Here is a 20712-nt window from a genome sequence, read left to right on the forward strand (position 1 = left end):
CGAGGGATCAGAGCATGGCATATCAAACACGGGGGCGAGACCCATTGTTGGACAGTTCAATGGCTGAAGCGGTTGAAAAGCGTGGCAAGGAACTGCTGGGGTTTGTGCTGATTGCTCTGGGGTGCATGGCCTGTGCGATGATCGCGTCGTATACCCCGGATGATCCCAATTGGATGGTGTCGACCGACGCACCAGTGCAGAACTGGCTCGGGCGGCCCGGCGCATCGCTGGCGGCCCCGCTCTTCATGATCGTGGGCTGGGGCGCCTGGGGCATTGGCATCGTGCTCTTGGCCTGGGGCGCGCGGTTTGCGCTGCACCAGGGCGCGGAACGGGCCATCGGGCGGTTGATTTTTGCACCCATCGCCATCGCTTTGGGGTCGATTTACGCGGCAACTCTGACACCGGATGGCAATTGGCTCGATACGCACAGCTTTGGTCTGGGCGGGCTTTTCGGCGATACCGTCATGGGCGCGCTGCTGACGCTGCTGCCGATCGGGTCGACCTTTACCGTCAAACTGATGTCGCTTCTGATGGCCGTGGGCATCCTCGCATTGGGCGCATTTGTCACCGGCTTCACCCGACCTGAACTGATGCGCATCGGGCGGTTCCTGTTGGTGGGTCTGGTGATGATTTACGCCGGGATCATGGCTGTGCTGGGCCGGGGTGCAAGCGGTGCCCTGAGCACAGCGCAAAACCTGTCTGCTCGCCATGCTGAACGGCGCGAAGAAGCCCGCGCGGCGGCGGCGCAGGCCGCTGCGGATGCAACCGTGCATACGGAAGTTGCACCGCTACAGGATGCACCAGGGTTTCAGGACATGCGGTCTGAGCCCAAAGGTGGTCTCTTTTCGCGAATGCCGGGGCTGGTGAAGCGGCCCGATGTCATGCCCGAACCCGAATTGGTTGAATTCGACACCCCGGATGATTTCGACGATGCGCCGGGCGAGGATCGGATCAGGGCCCGTATCGCCGATGTCATCAAATCCCGGGCGCGGACCAGCAAAGCGGTGCAGGTACCTGCAACGGCCCCCCTGACCAAAGGTCGTGGGCGCGGCCCCGATCCGCTGGTTCTGGACACGGATGGGGTGCGGGCTGAGCCGCCTTTGACCGCGTCTCCGGCCTCCTCCATTCCGCCCGCGCCGGACGACATGGACATGATCGATCCCTATGTCGAAACCCCACAGGTGGACGCGCCCGCGATCCCGACGGCTGAGCCGCGCCGGGTGATCCAACAACTGAACCGCAAACCGGTGCAGCCCTCGACTCGGGCCAAGGCAGAGGCGCAGCCGAAACTGTCGTTTGACGATACCCACCCGGGCTTTGAACTGCCGCCGCTGAGCCTGCTTGAAAACCCGACGGAAGTGCCGCGGCTGCACCTGAGCGACGAGGCCCTTGAGGAAAACGCTCGTATGCTGGAATCGGTGCTGGATGACTATGGCGTGAAGGGCGAGATCGTCGCCGTACGCCCCGGCCCCGTGGTCACCATGTACGAATTGGAACCGGCACCCGGTTTGAAAGCGTCGCGGGTCATCGGATTGGCCGACGACATCGCGCGGTCCATGGCCGCCCTGTCGGCACGGGTTTCCACCGTGCCCGGTCGGTCGGTCATTGGCATCGAACTGCCCAACGAGAGCCGTGAGAAAGTCGTGCTGCGTGAAATCCTCTCTGCACGTGACTTTGGCGATAGCAACATGCGCCTGCCGCTGGCCCTGGGCAAGGACATCGGGGGCGACCCGGTGGTCGCGAACCTCGCCAAGATGCCGCACCTGTTGATTGCGGGGACGACCGGTTCCGGTAAATCCGTGGCGATCAACACGATGATCCTGTCGCTGCTTTACAAGCTGACACCGGAAGAATGCCGGATGATCATGATCGACCCCAAGATGCTGGAACTCAGTGTTTATGACGGCATTCCGCACCTGCTCTCACCCGTTGTAACAGACCCTAAAAAGGCGGTTGTGGCCCTGAAATGGGTCGTGGGGGAGATGGAAGAGCGCTATCGCAAGATGTCCAAAATGGGCGTGCGTAACATCGAAGGCTACAACAGCCGCGTACGCGAAGCGCTGTCCAAGGGCGAGCTTTTCACCCGCACCGTGCAGACCGGATTTGATGAGGAAACTGGGGAACCGGTTTTCGAGACCGAAGAAAACACCCCCGTCGCGCTGCCCTATATCGTGGTGATCGTCGATGAGATGGCGGATCTGATGATGGTCGCCGGTAAGGAGATCGAGGCCTGCATCCAGAGGCTGGCGCAGATGGCGCGGGCCTCGGGTATTCACCTGATCATGGCCACGCAGCGCCCGTCTGTGGATGTGATCACCGGGACGATCAAGGCGAACTTCCCAACCCGAATTTCCTTCCAGGTGACCTCGAAAATCGACAGTCGCACCATTCTGGGCGAGATGGGCGCGGAGCAGCTCCTGGGCATGGGTGACATGCTGTATATGGCGGGTGGTGCGAAAATCACGCGCTGCCACGGCCCGTTTGTGTCTGATGAGGAGGTTGAAGAGATCGTGAACCACCTCAAGGCCTACGGCGAACCTGACTATGTCTCGGGTGTTGTCGAAGGGCCATCGGATGACAAGGAAAACGACATTGATCTGGTGTTGGGTCTTGGTGGCAACACCGATGGAGAGGATGCGCTTTATGATCAGGCCGTCGCGGTTGTGATCAAGGATCGCAAGTGTTCCACCAGTTACATTCAGCGGAAACTGGCCATCGGGTACAACAAGGCTGCACGTCTTGTGGAGCAGATGGAAGATCAGGGGCTGGTGTCCCCTGCAAACCATGTCGGCAAACGCGAAATTCTGGTGCCGGAACAAGCGTAGCATTCCGCGCGTTACCTCTGGGCGACAGCATCGGGGTCAATTTTCCGGTGTTGATATCGCATAACAGCCCCATCGTGCCTAAGTGCGATGGTGTGTAGATCGCTCGGAGAGCTCTTGATGAAAAACTTGATTTTGGTGGCTTTGATCGTTGGCCTTAACGTTGCGTCCACCCTGCCCGCCGCAGCAGAAAAACTGTCGCTCAACGCAATATCGACCTATCTCAACGGTCTCAAAACAGCTCAGGGTGCTTTCACGCAGATCAACGACGACGGCACGATCAGCACTGGTACCCTCTATATCAGCCGTCCTGGAAAAATGCGGTTTGAGTACGATCCGCCGGAACAAGCCCTTGTGGTTGCCAGCGCCAATGCGGTGGTAATCATCGACAAAAAGTCGAACCAGCCGCCAGAGACCTACCCGCTGAACCGCACGCCCTTGTCGTTGATCCTGGCCCGTCAAGTGAACCTGGATCGAGCGCGGATGGTGATGGGCCATGACTATGACGGGACCGCGACCATCGTGACCGCGCAGGACCCGGACAATGCGGAATATGGCACCATCCAGATGAGTTTTACCGATGCGCCGGTCCAGTTGCGTCAGTGGATCATCAATGACGCAAACGGCGGGCAAACGACCGTGATTCTTGGCGCTTTTGAAACCGGCGTCAGTCTCGACAGTTCCTTGTTCGATCGCAGCGTCGCGCTTCGAAACCGGGACCGTTGACCCCGTTATCGCCGCAGGTTGCAGGTCGCCAACTGTGCCTGGTAGACGCCTGCGCGCTGATCGACCTTGTTCGCCACCTGTAACAACCAGGATTTGCGATTGTAGCTGCCACGGGCGTACCCGGTATGGCCCTCGTGATAGGCGAGGTACTGGTTGCGCGTGTCCGTGAGAGGAATGCCATTTTTGGACCGGCTGGTGACCATGTACCATCCCATGAAGTCGGAGGCGTCCCTGATCCGGTCCCGGCGCGCAAAACGCTTGCCGGTCGCTTTTTTATAGTCGTCCCACGTGCCATCCAGCGCCTGCGCATAGCCATAAGCGCTGGACTGACGACCCATCGGGATCACCCCCAAGGCGTATCTCTGTGGTGTGCGCGCGTTCGAGATGAACTTGCTTTCCTGATGGATCGTCGCCATCTGCACGTGCACGGGCACGCCCCATTTCTTCTCCGTCTTGCGGAATGCCTTGAGGTATTCGGGGCGCTCGCTGGCGATTCTGCACGCGTCGTCGAGGTGACGCGGCGCACTTCCTTGCCCACCCCCGCAAGAGGCGACCAAAAGAACCAGTGTCATAGCGCGAAGAGTTCTGCTCATCTGCCTCTCGCTTCTTTTATATGTTTTGAAGCAGTTTAGCCGAAAAAGCCGGTCTAGGAAATCATGATTTCTAAACTTTGACGGTTCAAACTCGGTTTTTGAGGGTGTTAGCCAATAATGCGGCGCCATCGCGCTTGAAACGGTACTGTCTGCCCGGCGTTCACAAACTGTTTCTTTCAAATCGGCGGCTGTGATTGGACAAATACCTCTTGAAGCGGTTAAAATCGCTCGGTAAGGGGCTTGTTTGTAATGTTAAGAACGCGTGCAAAATATCATTTGGGCCAGGTGGTCCGCCACAAGAAGCACCCCTTCCGCGGTGTGATCTTTGACGTCGACCCCGAATTTGCGAATACCGAGGAGTGGTATGAGGCTATTCCCGAAGACAGCCGCCCGATAAAAGACCAGCCCTACTACCATTTGCTGGCCGAAAACGAGCAAAGCTATTACGTCGCCTACGTATCGGAGCAGAACCTGATCGCGGACTATTCGGGCGAACCTGTGGATCACCCCGATATTGCCGATCTATTCGGTCCGTTTCAAAACGGGACATACCCGCTGCACTTCCAGCTGAATTGAGACGGCTTTCGGCTGATGGGGATCAATAGCCCAAAGCACATCCATCCTTGCGCGGATCGCTTGCGCCTTCGAGAACCCCATCATCACGGATCAAGATGGCCTGCGCGCCGCCAATGGGCGTGTCCGGGATGCTGACGTTATGCCCCATATCGCTCAGATCCTGCCGCACCTGGTCCGAGAACCCGCGCTCAACCTTCATGTCCCCGTTGTCGGAGAAAGCCCGCGGCAGATCGATCGCTGTTTGCGGGTCCATGCCAAAATCCGCAATGTTTGAGGCAAATCGGGCGTGACCCGCAGGCTGATACGCGCCTCCCATGACACCAAATGGCATGATGACCTTGCCATTCTTGCGCACCATGCCCGGTATGATCGTGTGCATCGGCCGTTTGCCGCCTTTCAGTTCGTTGGGGTGGCTCTCTTCCAGACAGAAGCCGGAGCCTCGGTTTTGGAACAGAATGCCAAATTTGTCGGACGCAATGCCTGACCCAAACCCATTGAAGATCGAATAAATCAGCGAAACGGACATGCCGTCACGATCAACTGTTGTGATGTAGATCGTGTCCTTGTGGATGTTTTCGGAAATGCTGGTCGCATTTGCCATGGCCTTTTTAGGGTCAATCAACCCGGCCAGTGCTTTGGCGGTGTCCATGCTGAGCATATGATCGAGACGCGTCACATAATCGGCATCAGCAAGGAAGCGATTGCGCGCGTCATAGGCCAGTTTCGCGGCTTCTGCCTCCAGGTGGGTGCGCTGGCTGCCCAGTGGACCCATGCTTGCGACATCGAACTGCGACAGGATGTTCATCATCAGTAACGCGGTGGCGCCGTGACCGTTCGGCGGGTGCTCGACGATCTCGATATCCTTATAGCTGCCCGAAATCGGCGTGGTGGGCGTGCAGCTGACCTGTGCGAAATCGTCTAGCGTATGCCGTCCGCCCAGAGCGTTGAGCGTTTGGACCATGTCTTCGGCGATCTCGCCCGCATAGAAGCCGTCGCGCCCTTTATCTGCGATCCGTTGCAGCACGGAGGCCTGACCGGGGGCGTGAAATATCTGGCCGGTTTTTGGCACCTGGCCGTTCACGAGGTAGTATTCTCGTGCCTTTCCCTGAAGGACACATTCGTCCCGAATCCAATCGAAGGCGACACGCGGCGCCACGGGAACACCGGTCTTCGCTGCCTTAATTGCCGGGGACAATATTGCATCAAGACCAAGTTTACCGACGGTTTCAGACAGATGGCAAAACGCATCAATCGCACCAGGGATTGTGACAGAATGCGCGCTTTGGATCGGTACCGTGGTTTCGCCTGCATCACGTAGATCGGAAGCATCCAAAGCCGCCGGTGCCCGCCCCGAGCCATTCAGGGCCTGGATGTCATCGTCGCCCGTGTGCCAGAGCACAAAGCAATCCCCGCCGATACCGGTCATCTGGGGTTCGCAGATGCCCAGGACCAATGCACCCGCAATCGCGGCATCCATTGCGTTGCCGCCCCGTTCAAGAATGTCGATGGCAGCCTTTGCGCCCAGGGGATGGGATGTCGCGCACATGCCGTTTGTTGCGAGAACGGGCGAGCGCCCGGGAAGATGAAAATCGCGCATAAGCGACCCCTTTGCAGCTTATCTCGCTGCACCCTAACCACGCGCACGGCAAAGTCCATGGTGGCGCGATTCTGCTTGTAAATTTGGGGAATGTAAGATCCTCGACGCCGCGCACTGGGTGGGGGCTATTACACGCAGCGCCGAGGGAAGCTATATGCAGCTACAGGCTCAGTTATGCGTGTGGATCAAGGCGTTAATATGATTGTAACGCGGCGCTTTGGAGAATTATTACGGAAGAATTAAGGCCCGGCTGCCGTGGGTGTTAACATGCCCCCTAGCTTTGAAGGGCAACAGCCAAGCGCATCGAAAGCTGGTTTTCGGCGCCAACTCTTTGATATGAGACGTCTTTTGCCAAGTCCTGAATGAGGAACCAACCAAATCCGCCCTCTGGCAAATCGTTAAGATCGACGTCAAGCGATGCTTGCATGCCGAGCGGGGCCTGCCCGTCCGGCATCTCTTTGCCCTGATCGACGACTTTGAAATGGAGCCCATCGGAAAGATGTTTGCAGGAGATCGCGATCTGTCCTGCCGTGTTCTGGTCCGGATAAGCGTGTTCGACGATGTTATTCAGCGCCTCTGCCAGCACCAATTCGACCGTGCCCGCCTCTTCAACGCCCAAATCCAGAGGCCCAAGCGCATCAAGGAGCTTTTGCAGGGCTTCGCGCACCGCCAGTTCGCTGCTTTGAACCGAAAAATCGAACGGGGGCAGTATGCTCATGTGTTCGAACCTCTCCTGCTCAACCATTAATGCCGCAACTCAGCGAGCGCACCGTCGACGGTGGTAAAAACACTGAAAACCGTATCCATTCGGGTCAGCTGAAAAACCCGTTCGACAGTGGGCGTCAGCCCGGCCAGCGCCATCTTTCGCTCGGTTCCGAGATGTTTCATTGCAGCGACAATTGCGCCCAGCCCGCTGGAATCGATAAATTCGACCATACTGAGGTCAAGAACCACGGTATCAGGCCCACCATCGGTTTCCACCCGCATGGCGTCCTTGAACTCAAGCGCCACAGCCGCATCAATCCGTTCTTCCTGTACAGAGACGATGCGCAGTGCTTCTTCTGTTTTGGTGGCGAGTTGCATTATATAGCCTCATGACTCGTTTCGGATTTGTCTAGCGGGCAAGTCTTACGAAACTATTAGGCATCAAGGAGAGCTTCATATGCGCCAAGTCGTGATAGCCGGGGCGGCCCGCACACCGATGGGTGGCTTCCAGGGAGATTTTACGGCATTGGATGCCTCTGACTTGGGCGGCGCCGCGATCAAGGCAGCCATAGAAGAGGCCGGGCCTGCTGCGGTGGAAGAGGTTTTGATGGGCTGCGTCCTACCCGCCGGTCAAGGTCAGGCACCCGCGCGGCAGGCAGGTTTCAAGGCTGGATTAGGCGAAGATATCCCCGCAACCACACTGAATAAAATGTGCGGGTCGGGTATGAAGGCAGCGATGATTGCCTTTGATCAGATCGCGCTGGGACAGACGGATGTGATGGTTGCAGGGGGCATGGAGAGCATGACCAACGCCCCCTATATCTTGCCGAAGATGCGCGGCGGGGCGCGGTTGGGTCATGGTCAGGTCGTGGATCACATGTTTCTGGACGGTCTGGAAGATGCCTACGACAAGGGCCGCCTGATGGGCACCTTTGCCGAAGACTGCGCAGAACGGTTTCAATTCACTCGGGCGGTGCAGGACGATTATGCGCTGGCCTCGCTGTCCCGGGCGCTTGAGGCGCAATCCACCGGTGCATTTGATCATGAGATCGCACCGGTTGAGGTCAAATCCCGCAAGGGCAGCATGACGATTGCGGCGGATGAACAGCCCGCGACGGCGAGACCGGACAAGATCCCACAGTTGAAACCGGCCTTTCGCGAGGGCGGCACGGTCACGGCGGCAAATTCCTCTTCGATTTCCGATGGCGCGGCGGCACTGGTGCTGGCGGCGGAAGAGATCGCCGCGGCGCAGGGCCTGACCGCCCGCGCGCGGATCATCGGCCACGCCAGTCACGCGCAGGCGCCGGGTCTCTTCACAACTGCGCCTGTGCCTGCCGCACAAAAATTACTCGATCGGATCGGATGGACCAAGGAGAGCGTCGACCTGTGGGAAGTGAATGAGGCCTTCGCCGTGGTGCCGCTGGCATTCATGCGGGAATTGGCGCTCGATCATGAGATCGTCAACGTCAACGGCGGTGCCTGCGCATTGGGGCATCCCATCGGTGCTTCGGGTGCGCGCATCATCGTCACGCTGCTGAATGCCATGGAAAAACGTGACGTGAAGCGCGGTATCGCCGCCATCTGCATCGGCGGTGGCGAAGGCACGGCCATTGCAATCGAGCGCGCTTGATTTCTTCTGGCCACAAATATCCTCGGGGGAGCCCGGAGGGCGGGGGCAGACAGCCCCCCAGCCTGCATAACCAGAAGGCATAAGAATGATCGTAGACTACGACCACCTGCACAAGACAATCCAAGCGCTGACCGAGAATGAGCGCGATGCGGTGGCGTTGATGGCCACAGTGGCTTGCGAGGTGCACCATTCGGACGACCGCTTTGACTGGACCGGGTTTTACCGCGTGACGGAACCGGAGCTTCTTAAAATCGGTCCCTATCAAGGCGGACACGGGTGCCTGACGATCCCGTTTTCGCGCGGCGTTTGCGGGGCCGCGGCGCGTAGCGGTGAAATTCAATTGGTGCCGGATGTTGATGCATTTTCCGACCACATTGCCTGCGCCTCTTCGACCCGCTCCGAATTGGTACTGCCGGTGCATGATGCATCCGGTGTGCTGATCGCTGTTTTCGACATCGATAGCGACCAACCGGATGCCTTTACCACAGCAGATGCACACGCGCTTGCGGCACTGCTAAAGGCGGTATTTGGCCGATGCTGATGGGGTTAATGGGTTTGATTTGTTAATGAAGTGAAAATTCTCTGGATTTTTTCACCGACTCACGGCAGTGTGAAAAAAACCTCTGAAATTTCACGAGCCATGCATCACAGTCTTCCTTCGCATCCCCACACGCTCGGCGCAGATTTGCGTGCTCTGCGGAAATCGCGCGGGCTGACATTGACCGATCTGGCCGCGATGTTGGGCCGGTCCGTTGGCTGGTTGAGCCAGGTGGAGCGTGACAAATCCGATCCCTCGATCACCGATCTGCGCCAGATTGCAGCGGCCCTGGATGTGTCTGTTTCAATGCTTTTTCGGCACGCAGCGGCCCCCTCGGATGAGGCGGGCTATGTGGTACGCAAGACCGCGCGCCGCCCGATTGGATCATCCGTGGCAGGGTTGGTCGAAGAGCTTCTCTCGCCCGACCTCACCGATGATTTTGAAATGGTGCATTCCACCTTTGCCCCGGGAAGCAGGATCACCGAGCCCGTCACCAGGCCGACGCAGGAAGTTGGCTATCTTGTACACGGTGCGCTCGACCTGGAGATTGCGGGCAAAAGCCACACCATCAACCCCGGCGACAGCTTCCGCATTCGCGGCGAGCCTTTCCGCTGGTCAAACCCCTATGATGCGCCCGCTTTGGCGATCTGGGTCATCGCGCCACCGGTGTATTGATGAGCTTCGAGGCCTGGACCATATTCGCGCTGTTCTGGGTGGTGTTCGTCACCACGCCGGGGCCGAATGCGGTCAATTGCATCACCAACGGGATGCACCTGAGCTTTCCGCGCGCGATGGTGGGCGTGCTTGCAATCCTGACACAAGCCAGCCTGTTTCTGGTGCTCTCGGCGCTGGGAATCACCGCGCTGATCGCGGCCTCACCCACGGGGTTCTTTGTTGCCAAGCTGGTGGGTGCGGGGTTCCTGATCTATCTGGGTGTGCGCGGCTGGATTCTGGCCAAGCGGCCTGTCATCGTCGGCGACCGCCCGGCGAAATCGGTCTATCTTCACGCTTTGGCCATCGCCACGATCAACCCCAAGAGTGTGGCTGGATATCTCGCCGCCTTTTCGCAATTCGTACAACCGGATGTACCGATCTGGAGCCAGATGGGGGTGATTATGCCCACGGCTTTGGTGATCACCGCGATAAGCTATACCGGGTTTACGCTTCTGGGCGCCGGGCTGGGACGGGCTGCCTTGGGCGCCGTGTTCAATGTCTGGGTGCGCCGAATTATGGCGGCCTGTTTCGTGATTTACGGCGTGCTTCTGGGCACCTCAGCCACGCCGGGGAGGGTGTGATATGATCACCGGCAGCTGTCTCTGCGGGGCCATCACCTACGCTGCCAAAGGGGAGCCCGGTGCACCCGCCGCGTGCCATTGCACGCAGTGCCGTAAGCAGTCGGGGCATGTCTGGGCGTCGTCCTATGTCGATGATGGTACGCTTGAGATCAAAGGCGAGGTCCGCTGGTACCAATCCTCGGAGAAAGCCAAGCGCGGCTTCTGCCCCACCTGCGGCTCCGCGCTCTTCTGGCAGCACGACGACGACGATTTCATCTGTTTTTCCACCGGCTCGATTGACGGGCCGACGGGGCTGCGCCTGCGCGGCCACATCCATACCGCCACGAAGGGCGATTACTACAGCATCGCGGCCGACGAGCCGCAAAGGGAGACCTAAACCATGGCAGATTTTCCAACAACGGCCCGCGTGGTCATCATCGGCGGCGGTGTCGTTGGCACCTCGACGCTCTATCACCTCGCCAAGGCGGGCTGGACCGACTGTGTGCTGCTGGAGAAGAACGAGCTGACGGCGGGCTCCACCTGGCACGCGGCGGGTAACTGTCCGAACTTTGCAGGCTCCTGGGCGGTGATGAACATGCAGCGCTATTCGCTGTCGATGTACCGCACACTGGCGGAAGACGTTGATTATCCGATGAACTATCACGTGACCGGAGCGGTGCGTCTGGCGCATTCCAAAGACCGGATGATGGAGTTTGAGAAAGTCGCCTCGATGGGGCGGTACCAAGGCCTGGAGATGGGCATCTGCACGCCCGAAGAGTTGAAAGAGTACAATCCCTTCATGGAGACACATGATCTGGCGGGGGGTCTTTGGGATCCGCTCGACGGTGACATCGACCCCGCGCAGCTGACGCAGGCGCTGGCCAAGGGCGCGCGCGATGCGGGAGGGCGGATTGAACGCTTCTGCCCGGTCACAGGCATCGAACGGGATGGTGACGAGTGGATCGTGAAGACCGAGAAGGGCGACATTCGCTGTCAGTATGTGGCGAACTGTGCGGGCTATTACGCGCAGCGTGTGGGCGAGATGTTCAAGCCCTTCGGCGGGCGCACCGTGCCGATGGTGGTGATGTCGCACCAGTACTTCCTGACCGACGAGATCCCGGAGCTGGCGGAGTGGACCAAGGAGAAGGGCCACAAGATGCCGATGATCCGGGACGTGGATATTTCGTACTATCTGCGGCAGGACAAAAACGGCCTGAACCTCGGACCGTATGAACGGAATTGTAAAGCACACTGGGTCACGCCGGACGATCCGATGCCGGAGGACTTCTCCTTCCAGCTCTACCCGGACGATCTGGAGCGGCTGGAGTTCTACATCGAGGACGCGATGGAGCGGGTGCCCGCGCTGGGCACCGCCGGTGTGGGCCGGAACATCAACGGGCCGATCCCCTATGCGCCCGACGGGTTGCCGATGATCGGCCCGATGCCGGGGGTGAAGAACGCCTTTGAGGCGCATAGCTTTACCTTCGGGATCGCGCAGGGCGGCGGGGCTGGCAAGTGCCTGTCTGAATGGATCATGCACGGCGAGACCGAGCTCGACATGTGGGCCGTCGATCCGCGCCGCTATACGGACTATGCGGATCACGACTATTGCCTGTCGAAGGCGCTGGAGACCTATGGCCACGAATACGCGATGCACTTCCCGCATCACGAATGGCCTGCCGGGCGCGACAAGAAGCTGTCGCCGAACCACGAACGCCTCTTGACCGATGGCGGCCAGATGGGTGACTATAACGGGTGGGAGCGCGCGAACTGGTTCGCCAAGGAGGGCGACGACACCTCCGAGGAAGCGACCGAGACATGGGACCGCAACGGCCCCTGGGCGGTGCGTGTGAAAGAAGAGGTCGAGGCAGTCAGCACCGGCGCGGGCGTGCTCGATATGCCCGGCTTCTCGCGTTACACGCTGAAGGGGACCGGTGCGGCGGAATGGCTGCGCGGCCAGATCGCAGGTGCGCTGCCCAAGGCGGGCCGCATGAACCTGGGCTATTTCACCGACAGCCGGGGCCGGATCGTGACCGAGGTGACGATCATTCGCTGGGGGGAAGATGACTTCTGGCTGATGACAGCCGCCGTGGCGCAATGGCATGACTTTGAGTTCCTGCAAAGCCGCCTGCCTGCGGACGGATCCCTGAGCATGACCGACATCACGCGGGAGTGGTCCACGCATCTGCTGACCGGGCCGAAGTCGCGCGAGATGCTGGCGGGCCTGACCGACGACGCGGACCTCTCCACCGGCTGGCTGACCATTCAGGAGGCCACTGTCGCGGGTAAAGCGGTGAAACTCTTCCGCATCTCCTTTGCGGGCGAGCTGGGCTGGGAGGTGCATACGTCCTTTGAGGACAGCGCCGCCGTCTACACCGCCACCCGCGACGCGGGGGCAGCACCCTTTGGGATGTATGCGCTCAACTCCATGCGGATCGAGAAGGGTTATCGCAGCTGGAAGGGCGATCTGTCGACCGACTACTCCCTGCTCGAAGGCGGGATGGAGCGGTTCATCCGCTTTGACAAGCCACAGGATTTCATCGGTAAGGCCGCGCTGCTGAATGAAAAGCAGCAGGGTAGCAAGAAGCAGTTCGTCACCCTCGTGGTCGATGCAGGTGATCAGGACGCGCCTTACATGTCGCCGCTTTTCCATAATGGCGAAGTTGTGGGCGAGACCACCTCGGGCGACTGGGGCTACCGGATCAACAAATCCGTGGCCTTGGGCATGCTGCGCAAGGACCTGACGCAGCCGGGCACCGAGGTTGAGGTCGAAATCTACGGTCACCGCCGCAAGGCAATCGTGCAGCCGGACCAACCCCTGTGGGATCCGGAGAACGAAAGAATTCGGGCGTGACACAGATCACGCTTCTGGACGGGGGCATGGGGCAGGAGCTGATCCACCGCGCAGGGGATCGGCCCACGCCCTTGTGGTCGACGCAGGTCATGGCCGAACACCCGGGCATGGTGCAGGGGGTGCATGCGGATTTCTTTGCCGCAGGCGCGACCATTGCCACGACGAATTCCTACGCGATCCACCGTGACCGGCTGGAAGGCACGGGTCTGGAGGATCAGTTCAGCGCGCTGCACGCCAAAGCCATCGCGGAGGCCCAGGCGGCGCGCGCCGCCCACGGATCGGGCAAGATTGCGGGAGGGATCGGTCCGCTGGGGGCCAGCTACCGGCCCGACCTGCACCCCCCGTCAGATGTGGCCGTGCGCCTCTTTGGCGAGGTCGCGCAGCTCCTGGCGGAGGAGTGCGACTTTCTGGTGCTGGAGACCGTGGCCTCGATCGTGCATGCCCGTGATGCGCTTGAGGGTGCGCGGCAAACCGATCTGCCGGTTTGGCTGTCGCTCACCGTCTCGGACACGGATGGCACCCGGTTGCGCTCCGGCGAACCACTGACCGAAGCGCTGGAGGTGGCGGCAGCGGCAGACGCGGTGTTGATCAACTGCTCCGCCCCCGAAGCGGTCACACAGGCCATGCCCGTGATTGCAAAGCTGGGCAAGCCGTTTGGCGGCTACGCCAATGCCTTTGAGCAGATCACCGAAGACTTTCTGAAAGAGAAACCCACCGTCGACGCCCTGAAGGCCCGGCGGGACATGGGGCCGCGCGCCTATGCGGGGTACGTCATGCAATGGGTGGGCCTCGGGGCCACCATCGTTGGCGGGTGCTGTGAAGTCAGCCCCGCGCATATCGCTGAAATCGCACGGCGGCTTGAAGCCGTCGGTCATACCATCGTTTAAAGGAACACTGCTCATGGCTTTGCCACCGTCGCACGCGCGCGTTGTCATCATCGGAGGGGGCGTCATTGGATGCTCCGTCGCTTATCACCTGACCAAACTTGGGTGGAAGGATGTGGTCTTGCTGGAGCGTAAGCAGCTGACCTCGGGCACCACCTGGCACGCGGCAGGCCTGATTGCGCAGCTGCGCGCGACGGCGAATATGACCAAACTGGCGAAGTATTCCCAGGAGCTTTACGGCAATCTCGAAGAAGAAACCGGCGTGGCTACCGGCTTCAAACGCTGCGGGTCGATCACTGTGGCCCTGACCGAAGAACGCCGCGAAGAGATTTTGCGCCAGGCCGCGATGGCGCGGGCCTTTGGTGTGGAGGTCGAGGAAATCTCGCCCACCGAGGTCAAGGAGCGTTATGAGCATCTGAACATCGACGGGGTGACCGGCGCGGTCTACCTCGACAAGGACGGGCAGGGCGACCCGGCGAATATCGCGCTGGCGCTGGCCAAAGGCGCCCGTCAACGCGGCGCGCTGGTGCTGGAGCGCACCAAAGCCACGCGCATCGTGAAAGACGGTCGCCGGGTGACCGGCGTCGATTGGGAGCAGGGCGGCGAGAGCGGCCACATCGCGGCGGATATGGTGGTGAACTGCGGCGGCATGTGGGCGCATGAGGTGGGCCGCATGGCGGGCGTGAACGTGCCGCTGCATGCGTGCGAGCACTTCTACATCGTGACGGAAGCCATTCAGGGGTTGAAACAGCTGCCGGTGCTGCGGGTGCCGGATGAATGCGCGTATTATAAGGAAGATGCGGGCAAAATGTTGCTGGGTGCCTTTGAGCCCAACGCGAAACCCTGGGGCATGGGCGGCATTCCGGCGGACTTCGAGTTTGACCAGCTGCCCGAGGATTTCGACCACTTCGAGCCGATCCTAGAGGCGGCGGTCGAGCGTCTGCCAATGCTGGCCGAAGCGGGCATCCATACGTTCTTTAACGGGCCCGAGAGTTTTACGCCCGACGATGCCTATCATCTAGGGTTGGCGCCTGAGCTGGATAACTTCTGGGTGGCGGCTGGCTTCAATTCCATCGGTATCCAGTCCGCGGGCGGCGCGGGCATGGCGCTCGCACAGTGGATGGAAGACGGGCAGAAGCCCTTTGATCTGGGCGATGTGGATATTTCCCGGATGGAGCCGTTTCAGGGTAACAAAAGCTACCTTTACGAGCGCTCGACCGAGTCACTGGGCCTGCTTTATGCCGACCACTTCCCGTTCCGGCAGAAAGAAACCGCGCGGAAAATCCGCCGCTCGCCGGTCTATTGGCAGTTCCTCGATCGCGGTGCGGTCATGGGCGAGTTTGCAGGCTGGGAGCGGCCCAACTGGATCGCCAAGCCGACGCAGACGCCGGAGTATGAGTACAGCTGGAAACGGCAAAGTTTCTTCAACAACATCGCCGAAGAGCACACCGCGATCCGCAACAATGTCGGCATGTATGACATGTCCTCCTTCGGCAAGATTCGGGTCGAGGGGCGGGATGCCACGGCCTTCATGAACTACGTGGGCGGCGGGCAGTACGACGTGCCGGTGGGCAAGATCGTCTACACCCAGTTTCTGAACCCGAACGGTGGGATCGAGGCGGATGTGACGGTGACGCGGGTCAGCGAGACCGCTTATCTGGTGGTCACGCCAGCGGCGACGCGTTTGGCCGATGAGACCTGGATGCGCCGTCATGTGGGTGATTTCAACGTGGTGATCACGAATATGACGGCGGGTGAGGCCGTGTTGGCGGTCATGGGCCCCAATTCCCGCGCCCTGCTTAATCTGGTGTCGCCGAATGATTTCTCCAATGAGGTGAACCCGTTCGGGACAGCGCAGGAAATCGAGATTGGCCATGGCTTGGCGCGGGTGCACCGGGTCACTTACGTGGGTGAGCTGGGCTGGGAGGTCTATGTCTCCTCCGAGATGGCGGCGCATGTCTGTGAAACGCTGATCGAAGCCGGGGCGGATCTAAACCTGAAACTCTGCGGCATGCATATGATGGACAGCTGCCGGATGGAAAAGGGCTTCCGCCACTTCGGGCATGACATCACCTGTGAAGATCATGTGCTTGAGGCAGGGCTTGGATTTGCGGTGAAGACTGACAAGCCGGATTTCGTGGGCCGTGACGCGGTGCTGCGCAAGAAAGAGGAAGGCCTGAAGAACCGACTGGTGCAGTTCAAGCTGACCGACCCGGAAGCGCTGCTCTATCACAACGAGCCTGTGATGCGGAACGGCGAGCTTGTTGGATACCTGGCATCCGGCGCGTATGGGCATACGCTGGGCGGCGCGATGGGGCTAGGCTATGTGCCGTGCGAAGGCGAAGCAGCTGCTGAGGTGCTGGCGTCCGAGTATCACATCGACGTGGCTGGTACGCTTGTGAAGGCCGAAGCCTCTTTGAAACCGATGTACGATCCCAAGTCTGAGCGCGTAAAGGTCTGAGGCTGGCGTGGCCCGGGCACGGTCCCCGCAATGAGGGACGTAGGTGTCGGGCCACTGCGCCTCCTGCGGGGCGACGAGGGTTGAACATCCCGCCCGCATCTGCGAGCAGGCGCCATGAACGATGCCTATGACCCGCCCCAGGACCCCTTGGTGGTTTTGCATGAAGATGCCGAAGTGCTGCTGGTCGACAAACCGGCGGGGCTCCTGTCGGTTCCGGGCAAAGGTCCGGAGCTGGCGGATTGTTTGCTCACACGGGTTCAGGCGGCCTTTCCCGACGCATTGCTGGTGCACCGCCTCGACCGCGACACATCCGGGGTTATGATCTTTGCCCTGACCCCACATGCGCAACGCCATCTTGGGCTGCAATTCGAAAAGCGCATGACCAAGAAAACCTATGTTGCGCGGGTCTGGGGTGTGCCGCAGGCAAAATCGGGGACTGTCGATCTGCCCCTGATCGTGGATTGGCCAAACCGGCCGAAGCAGATGGTCTGCCACGAGACAGGAAAACCCGCGCAAACCGACTGGCGGGTGCTCAAGGACGAAGGCGATACTGCGCGGGTCCGGCTCCAGCCGCGCACGGGGCGCAGCCATCAGTTACGGGTGCACATGCTGAGCCTCGGTCATCCGATCCTCGGTGATCCCTTTTATGCCACGGGGCCTGCGCGCGCCTATGATCGTCTGATGCTGCACAGCCAGGAACTTCGGTTCAACCACCCGCAAGGGGGTCACTCGACCAAGGTCCGCGCGCCGCTGCCTTTCTGAAAATCCACCTGATGCACCGAGTGAGAAGGAATCACTTGACGTGATACCATATGGTTTCATAAAAGAGATACCGTAAGGTATCATATAGGAGGACACATGCCCCCGGTACAATCCACTTTCCGCGCTTTGGCGGATCCGACACGGCGCAATATTCTGGTCATGCTGCGCGACCGCGATCTGACGATTGCCGAGGTTGCGGAAAATTTCGACATGACCCGCGCCGCTGTCAAAAAGCACCTGACCGTGCTCAGCGATGGCGGCCTGATCACCGTTCGCGCCAGCGGGCGGGAGCGTATCAACACGCTCAACCCCAAGGGGGTCAACCCGGTTGTGGACTGGCTCAAGGTCTTCGACATCTTCTGGGATGACCGCCTGGCCACACTGAAATCTGAAATTGAAAAGGACAAAACATGACCAACCCAGTATTGCGCAAAACGATTTTCCTCAGAGCCTCGCGGGCGGAAGTATGGGACTACCTCACGGATCCGGAAAAGCTGGCCAAATGGTTCCACGCGCCCAAGCACACGCTGGCCGAAGGGCAAAAGCTGGAAATGTACGGCACCACCAGCGGTGATCTGCTAATCTGGGGCGACGTCAAGGTCGCGCGTGCGCCGGAATATCTGGAGCATACATTTACGGTGAAGCCGATGGGGGATGCTGTGAGCCTGGTGAAATGGACCCTTTCCGAAGTGCCCGGGGGCACGCAGCTGTCGCTGGAGCATTCCGGCTTGCCTGCGGCTGCCGAAGCCTTCGATCTGGTGCTGTCGCTCGACAAAGGTTGGGATGGTCATTTCATGCAGATGCGCGAAGCCATCCACGAGCCTGTGCCCGCCTAAACACCTGGCCGCCCGATCCGGGCGGCCACGCTTCGCTTTGGCGCAAATGTGACGAACCGCCTTGGAAAAATTCCTGCCAAGGCGACTTGCGCAGGAAGCGGGTCGCATCGCCCTAGGCTGCTGATCTATGCCGCTTCCATGTTTAACACATGGAGGCGAGCATGGTTCTAAAAGGAAAATCTATCATCATAACGGGCGCCAGCAGTGGGATTGGCGCCGCGGCAGCGAGGCTTTTTGCGCAATCGGGCGGCAAAGTCACCTTAGGCGCGCGGCGGGGCGACCGGTTGGCGGCCCTCGTCGATGAGATCACACAAGCAGGCGGTGAGGCTGTGTGTCTGGCCGGGGATGTGGGCGATGCCGTCTATGCGGAGGAGCTTGTGTCCTTGGCGGAAACCGCATTTGGCGGGTTGGATGCAGCCTTCAACAATGCCGGCGTGACCGGAGATATGGGGCCGCTGCCGGAGATGGCCGAGGCGACGTGGCACCAGGTGCTTGCAACAAATCTGACCAGCGGGTTCTTTGCGGCAAAAAATCAAATCCCCGCCCTGCGCAGACGCGGCGGGGGATCTATCGTTTTTACCTCGTCATTCGTCGGCCATACCATCGGTCTTCCCGGTATGGCGGCCTATGCATCTGCCAAAGCCGGTCTGATCGGTCTGGCACAGGTCCTGGCCGCAGAACATGGTCCTGAAGGGATACGGGTCAACGCGCTTTTGCCCGGGGGGACCAATACGGAAATGGCAGGGGATGATCCGGAGGCGATTGAGTGGATCAAAGGGCTTCACGCTCTCAAAAGAATGGCTGAGCCGCTGGAAATCGCCCAGGCCGCGCAGTTCTTGATCTCGGATCAGGCGTCGTTTGTCACCGGCACAGCGATGATCGCGGATGGCGGCAATTCGATCAACAAGACCTGACCAGGGTCACCATAAAAAGGTCACCCCAGCGTATCGGGGTGACCTGAAGGGGCTCGTCAAAAGAGAAAGGCGCTATTCGGCAGCCCAGCCAGAGACGGCTTTGACCTCGAGGAATTCCTCAAGACCGAAAACACCGCCTTCGCGACCATTGCCCGACTGCTTGTAGCCACCAAAGGGCGATCCTTGCGCAAAACCCTGACCGTTGGTTTCGACCATACCGGACCGCAAGCGGCGCGCGACGCGACGGCGTTGTTCATCATCGTCTGTCTGGACGTAGTTGGTGAGGCCGTAAGGCGTGTCATTGGCGATGGCGATGGCCTCTTCTTCACTCTCAAAGGGGATGATCGACAGCACCGGGCCAAAGATCTCTTCGCGCGCGATGGTCATCTCGTTGGTGACATCCGCGAACACGGTTGGTTTTACATAGTAGCCACGGTTCAACCCGTCCGGTCGACCCAGACCGCCCGCCACCAGCCGGGCTTCGCCCATGCCGACCTCGATGAGCTTCTGGATCTTGTGGAACTGCGTCTCGGAGACCACTGGTCCGATGTGCTTGCCTTCCTCAGAGGCCGGACCGACATGGGTATTGATCGCGGTCTCTGCGGCCATCTCAACCGCCTCGTCATAACGCGACCTGTGCACCAGCATCCGCGTTGGCGCGTTACACGACTGGCCGGTATTGCGGAAACAGCGGATCGCACCCGCCTTGGCGGCCTTGGGGTGCGCATCCTCAAAGATGATGTTGGCGCCCTTGCCACCCAGTTCAAGGCTGACCCGCTTGAGCGTATCCGCAGCGGCCTTGGAAATGGCGATGCCGGCGCGGGTGGAGCCGGTGAAGCTGACCATATCAACGCCGGGATGCGCTGAGAGTTGACTGCCTACACCCGCGCCATCGCCATTGACCATGTTGAAGACGCCCGCGGGGAAGCCCGCCTCATGTACAAATTCCGCGAAGAGCAGACCCGACAGCGGCGCGATTTCTGACGGCTTCAGCACCATGGTGCAGCCCGTCGCCATTGCGGGCACAGCCTTGAGGATGATCTGGTTCATCGGCCAGTTCCACGGTGTGATCAACGCGCAAACACCGATGGGTTCCAGCAGGGTCTTTTCCGTGGCGGTGAAGTCCCGCTCAAAGCTGAAGTCCTCGAAAGCTTTCAGGAATCCACCAAGGTGCCAGCTGCCTGCCCCGACCTGTTGCGCTCGGCTGAGATCAATCGGGGCGCCCATTTCCATCGACATGGCCTGCGCCATCTCTTCAGACCGCGCGTTGTAAACCTCCAACAGCTTCCGCATCAGCGCGGTACGCTCTTCCTTGCTGGTCTGCGACCAGCTGTCAAAGGCCGCGCGCGCCGCGGCAACCGCTGCATCCGTGTCCGCTTGATCGCCCAGGGAAATCACCGCGCATTGTTCCTCGGTGGAAGGGTCGATGACGGCGAAATCCTTCGCTTTTGCGGGCGCGACCCATTGGCCGTTGATATAGAAATCACGTTTTTCCAACATGGGTTCTCTCCTGTTTCTGTGGCGCCGATACTGCGGCGTG

At 60.1% G+C, this 20712-nt stretch carries 20 protein-coding genes; 15 read left to right on the forward strand and 5 right to left on the reverse strand.

Annotated features, from left to right (window positions below; all coding sequences use genetic code 11):
• Positions 1-14 precede the first annotated feature (14 nt).
• Positions 15-2825, forward strand: a complete 2811-nt coding sequence (locus Q1A20_RS05930; RefSeq protein WP_299916349.1) for a DNA translocase FtsK — start codon at positions 15-17, stop codon at positions 2823-2825.
• A gap of 117 nt (positions 2826-2942) precedes the next feature.
• A complete protein-coding gene (locus Q1A20_RS05935) occupies positions 2943-3548 on the forward strand; it encodes an outer membrane lipoprotein carrier protein LolA (RefSeq protein WP_299400990.1) in 606 nt (201 codons plus the stop codon).
• Between the two features lie 5 nt (positions 3549-3553).
• Here the strand turns inward: Q1A20_RS05935 and Q1A20_RS05940 are convergent, their stop codons facing one another.
• Complete coding sequence (locus Q1A20_RS05940; protein WP_298968505.1) at positions 3554-4141, reverse strand: lytic transglycosylase; 588 nt, start codon at positions 4139-4141, stop codon at positions 3554-3556.
• 249 nt (positions 4142-4390) lie between these two features.
• Between Q1A20_RS05940 and hspQ the strand changes: the two genes are divergently transcribed.
• Positions 4391-4717, forward strand: coding sequence for a heat shock protein HspQ (gene hspQ / locus Q1A20_RS05945; RefSeq protein ID WP_298968503.1), 327 nt, complete (start codon positions 4391-4393; stop codon positions 4715-4717).
• Between the two features lie 22 nt (positions 4718-4739).
• Here hspQ and Q1A20_RS05950 read toward each other — a convergent pair whose 3' ends face one another.
• From Q1A20_RS05950 to Q1A20_RS05960, 3 genes are all read right to left on the reverse strand, one after another.
• Positions 4740-6314: a gamma-glutamyltransferase family protein gene (locus Q1A20_RS05950; RefSeq protein WP_299400985.1), complete on the reverse strand. Its 1575-nt coding sequence runs from the start codon at positions 6312-6314 to the stop codon at positions 4740-4742.
• 274 nt (positions 6315-6588) lie between these two features.
• Positions 6589-7032, reverse strand: a complete 444-nt coding sequence (locus tag Q1A20_RS05955; protein ID WP_299400982.1) for an ATP-binding protein — start codon at positions 7030-7032, stop codon at positions 6589-6591.
• A 26-nt stretch (positions 7033-7058) separates the two neighbouring features.
• A complete protein-coding gene (locus Q1A20_RS05960) occupies positions 7059-7397 on the reverse strand; it encodes an STAS domain-containing protein (RefSeq protein WP_298968499.1) in 339 nt (112 codons plus the stop codon).
• Positions 7398-7476: 79 nt separating this feature from the next.
• Between Q1A20_RS05960 and Q1A20_RS05965 the strand changes: the two genes are divergently transcribed.
• From Q1A20_RS05965 to Q1A20_RS06020, 12 genes are all read left to right on the forward strand, one after another.
• The gene (locus Q1A20_RS05965) at positions 7477-8649 is read left to right on the forward strand and encodes an acetyl-CoA C-acyltransferase (protein WP_299400980.1); all 1173 of its coding nucleotides are present in this window, start codon (positions 7477-7479) and stop codon (positions 8647-8649) included.
• A gap of 85 nt (positions 8650-8734) precedes the next feature.
• Positions 8735-9190: a GAF domain-containing protein gene (locus tag Q1A20_RS05970; RefSeq protein WP_299400977.1), complete on the forward strand. Its 456-nt coding sequence runs from the start codon at positions 8735-8737 to the stop codon at positions 9188-9190.
• Positions 9191-9289: 99 nt separating this feature from the next.
• On the forward strand, positions 9290-9862 hold the full coding sequence (locus tag Q1A20_RS05975) for a helix-turn-helix domain-containing protein (protein WP_298968493.1): 573 nt from the start codon (positions 9290-9292) through the stop codon (positions 9860-9862).
• Positions 9862-10482, forward strand: a complete 621-nt coding sequence (locus Q1A20_RS05980) for a LysE family translocator (protein ID WP_299916353.1) — start codon at positions 9862-9864, stop codon at positions 10480-10482. Before Q1A20_RS05975 ends, Q1A20_RS05980 begins: the two co-directional genes overlap by 1 nt.
• 1 nt (position 10483) lies before the next feature.
• Positions 10484-10858 carry a GFA family protein gene (locus Q1A20_RS05985; RefSeq protein ID WP_299916355.1) on the forward strand — a complete coding sequence of 125 codons (375 nt, stop codon included), beginning with the start codon at positions 10484-10486 and terminating at the stop codon, positions 10856-10858.
• Positions 10859-10861: 3 nt separating this feature from the next.
• Entirely contained in the window at positions 10862-13315 is a 2454-nt protein-coding gene (locus tag Q1A20_RS05990; protein ID WP_299916357.1) for an FAD-dependent oxidoreductase, read from the forward strand.
• Positions 13312-14202, forward strand: a complete 891-nt coding sequence (locus tag Q1A20_RS05995; RefSeq protein ID WP_299400965.1) for a homocysteine S-methyltransferase family protein — start codon at positions 13312-13314, stop codon at positions 14200-14202. Before Q1A20_RS05990 ends, Q1A20_RS05995 begins: the two co-directional genes overlap by 4 nt.
• Positions 14203-14215: 13 nt before the next feature.
• Complete coding sequence (locus Q1A20_RS06000) at positions 14216-16660, forward strand: FAD-dependent oxidoreductase (protein ID WP_299400963.1); 2445 nt, start codon at positions 14216-14218, stop codon at positions 16658-16660.
• Between the two features lie 114 nt (positions 16661-16774).
• Positions 16775-17422 carry an RluA family pseudouridine synthase gene (locus Q1A20_RS06005; RefSeq protein ID WP_299400961.1) on the forward strand — a complete coding sequence of 216 codons (648 nt, stop codon included), beginning with the start codon at positions 16775-16777 and terminating at the stop codon, positions 17420-17422.
• Between the two features lie 96 nt (positions 17423-17518).
• Positions 17519-17836: a metalloregulator ArsR/SmtB family transcription factor gene (locus Q1A20_RS06010; protein WP_299916360.1), complete on the forward strand. Its 318-nt coding sequence runs from the start codon at positions 17519-17521 to the stop codon at positions 17834-17836.
• Entirely contained in the window at positions 17833-18258 is a 426-nt protein-coding gene (locus Q1A20_RS06015) for an SRPBCC domain-containing protein (RefSeq protein WP_299400957.1), read from the forward strand. The genes Q1A20_RS06010 and Q1A20_RS06015 overlap by 4 nt, the downstream gene beginning before the upstream one ends.
• Before the next feature lie 161 nt (positions 18259-18419).
• Complete coding sequence (locus Q1A20_RS06020) at positions 18420-19172, forward strand: SDR family oxidoreductase (protein ID WP_299400954.1); 753 nt, start codon at positions 18420-18422, stop codon at positions 19170-19172.
• A gap of 72 nt (positions 19173-19244) precedes the next feature.
• On the opposite strand, the gene Q1A20_RS06025 is transcribed toward Q1A20_RS06020, so the two are convergent.
• Positions 19245-20672 carry an aldehyde dehydrogenase family protein gene (locus Q1A20_RS06025; RefSeq protein WP_299400951.1) on the reverse strand — a complete coding sequence of 476 codons (1428 nt, stop codon included), beginning with the start codon at positions 20670-20672 and terminating at the stop codon, positions 19245-19247.
• Positions 20673-20712 lie beyond the last annotated feature (40 nt).

The sequence above is a fragment of the uncultured Roseobacter sp. genome, assembly GCF_947501835.1.
Lineage (GTDB): Bacteria > Pseudomonadota > Alphaproteobacteria > Rhodobacterales > Rhodobacteraceae > Roseobacter.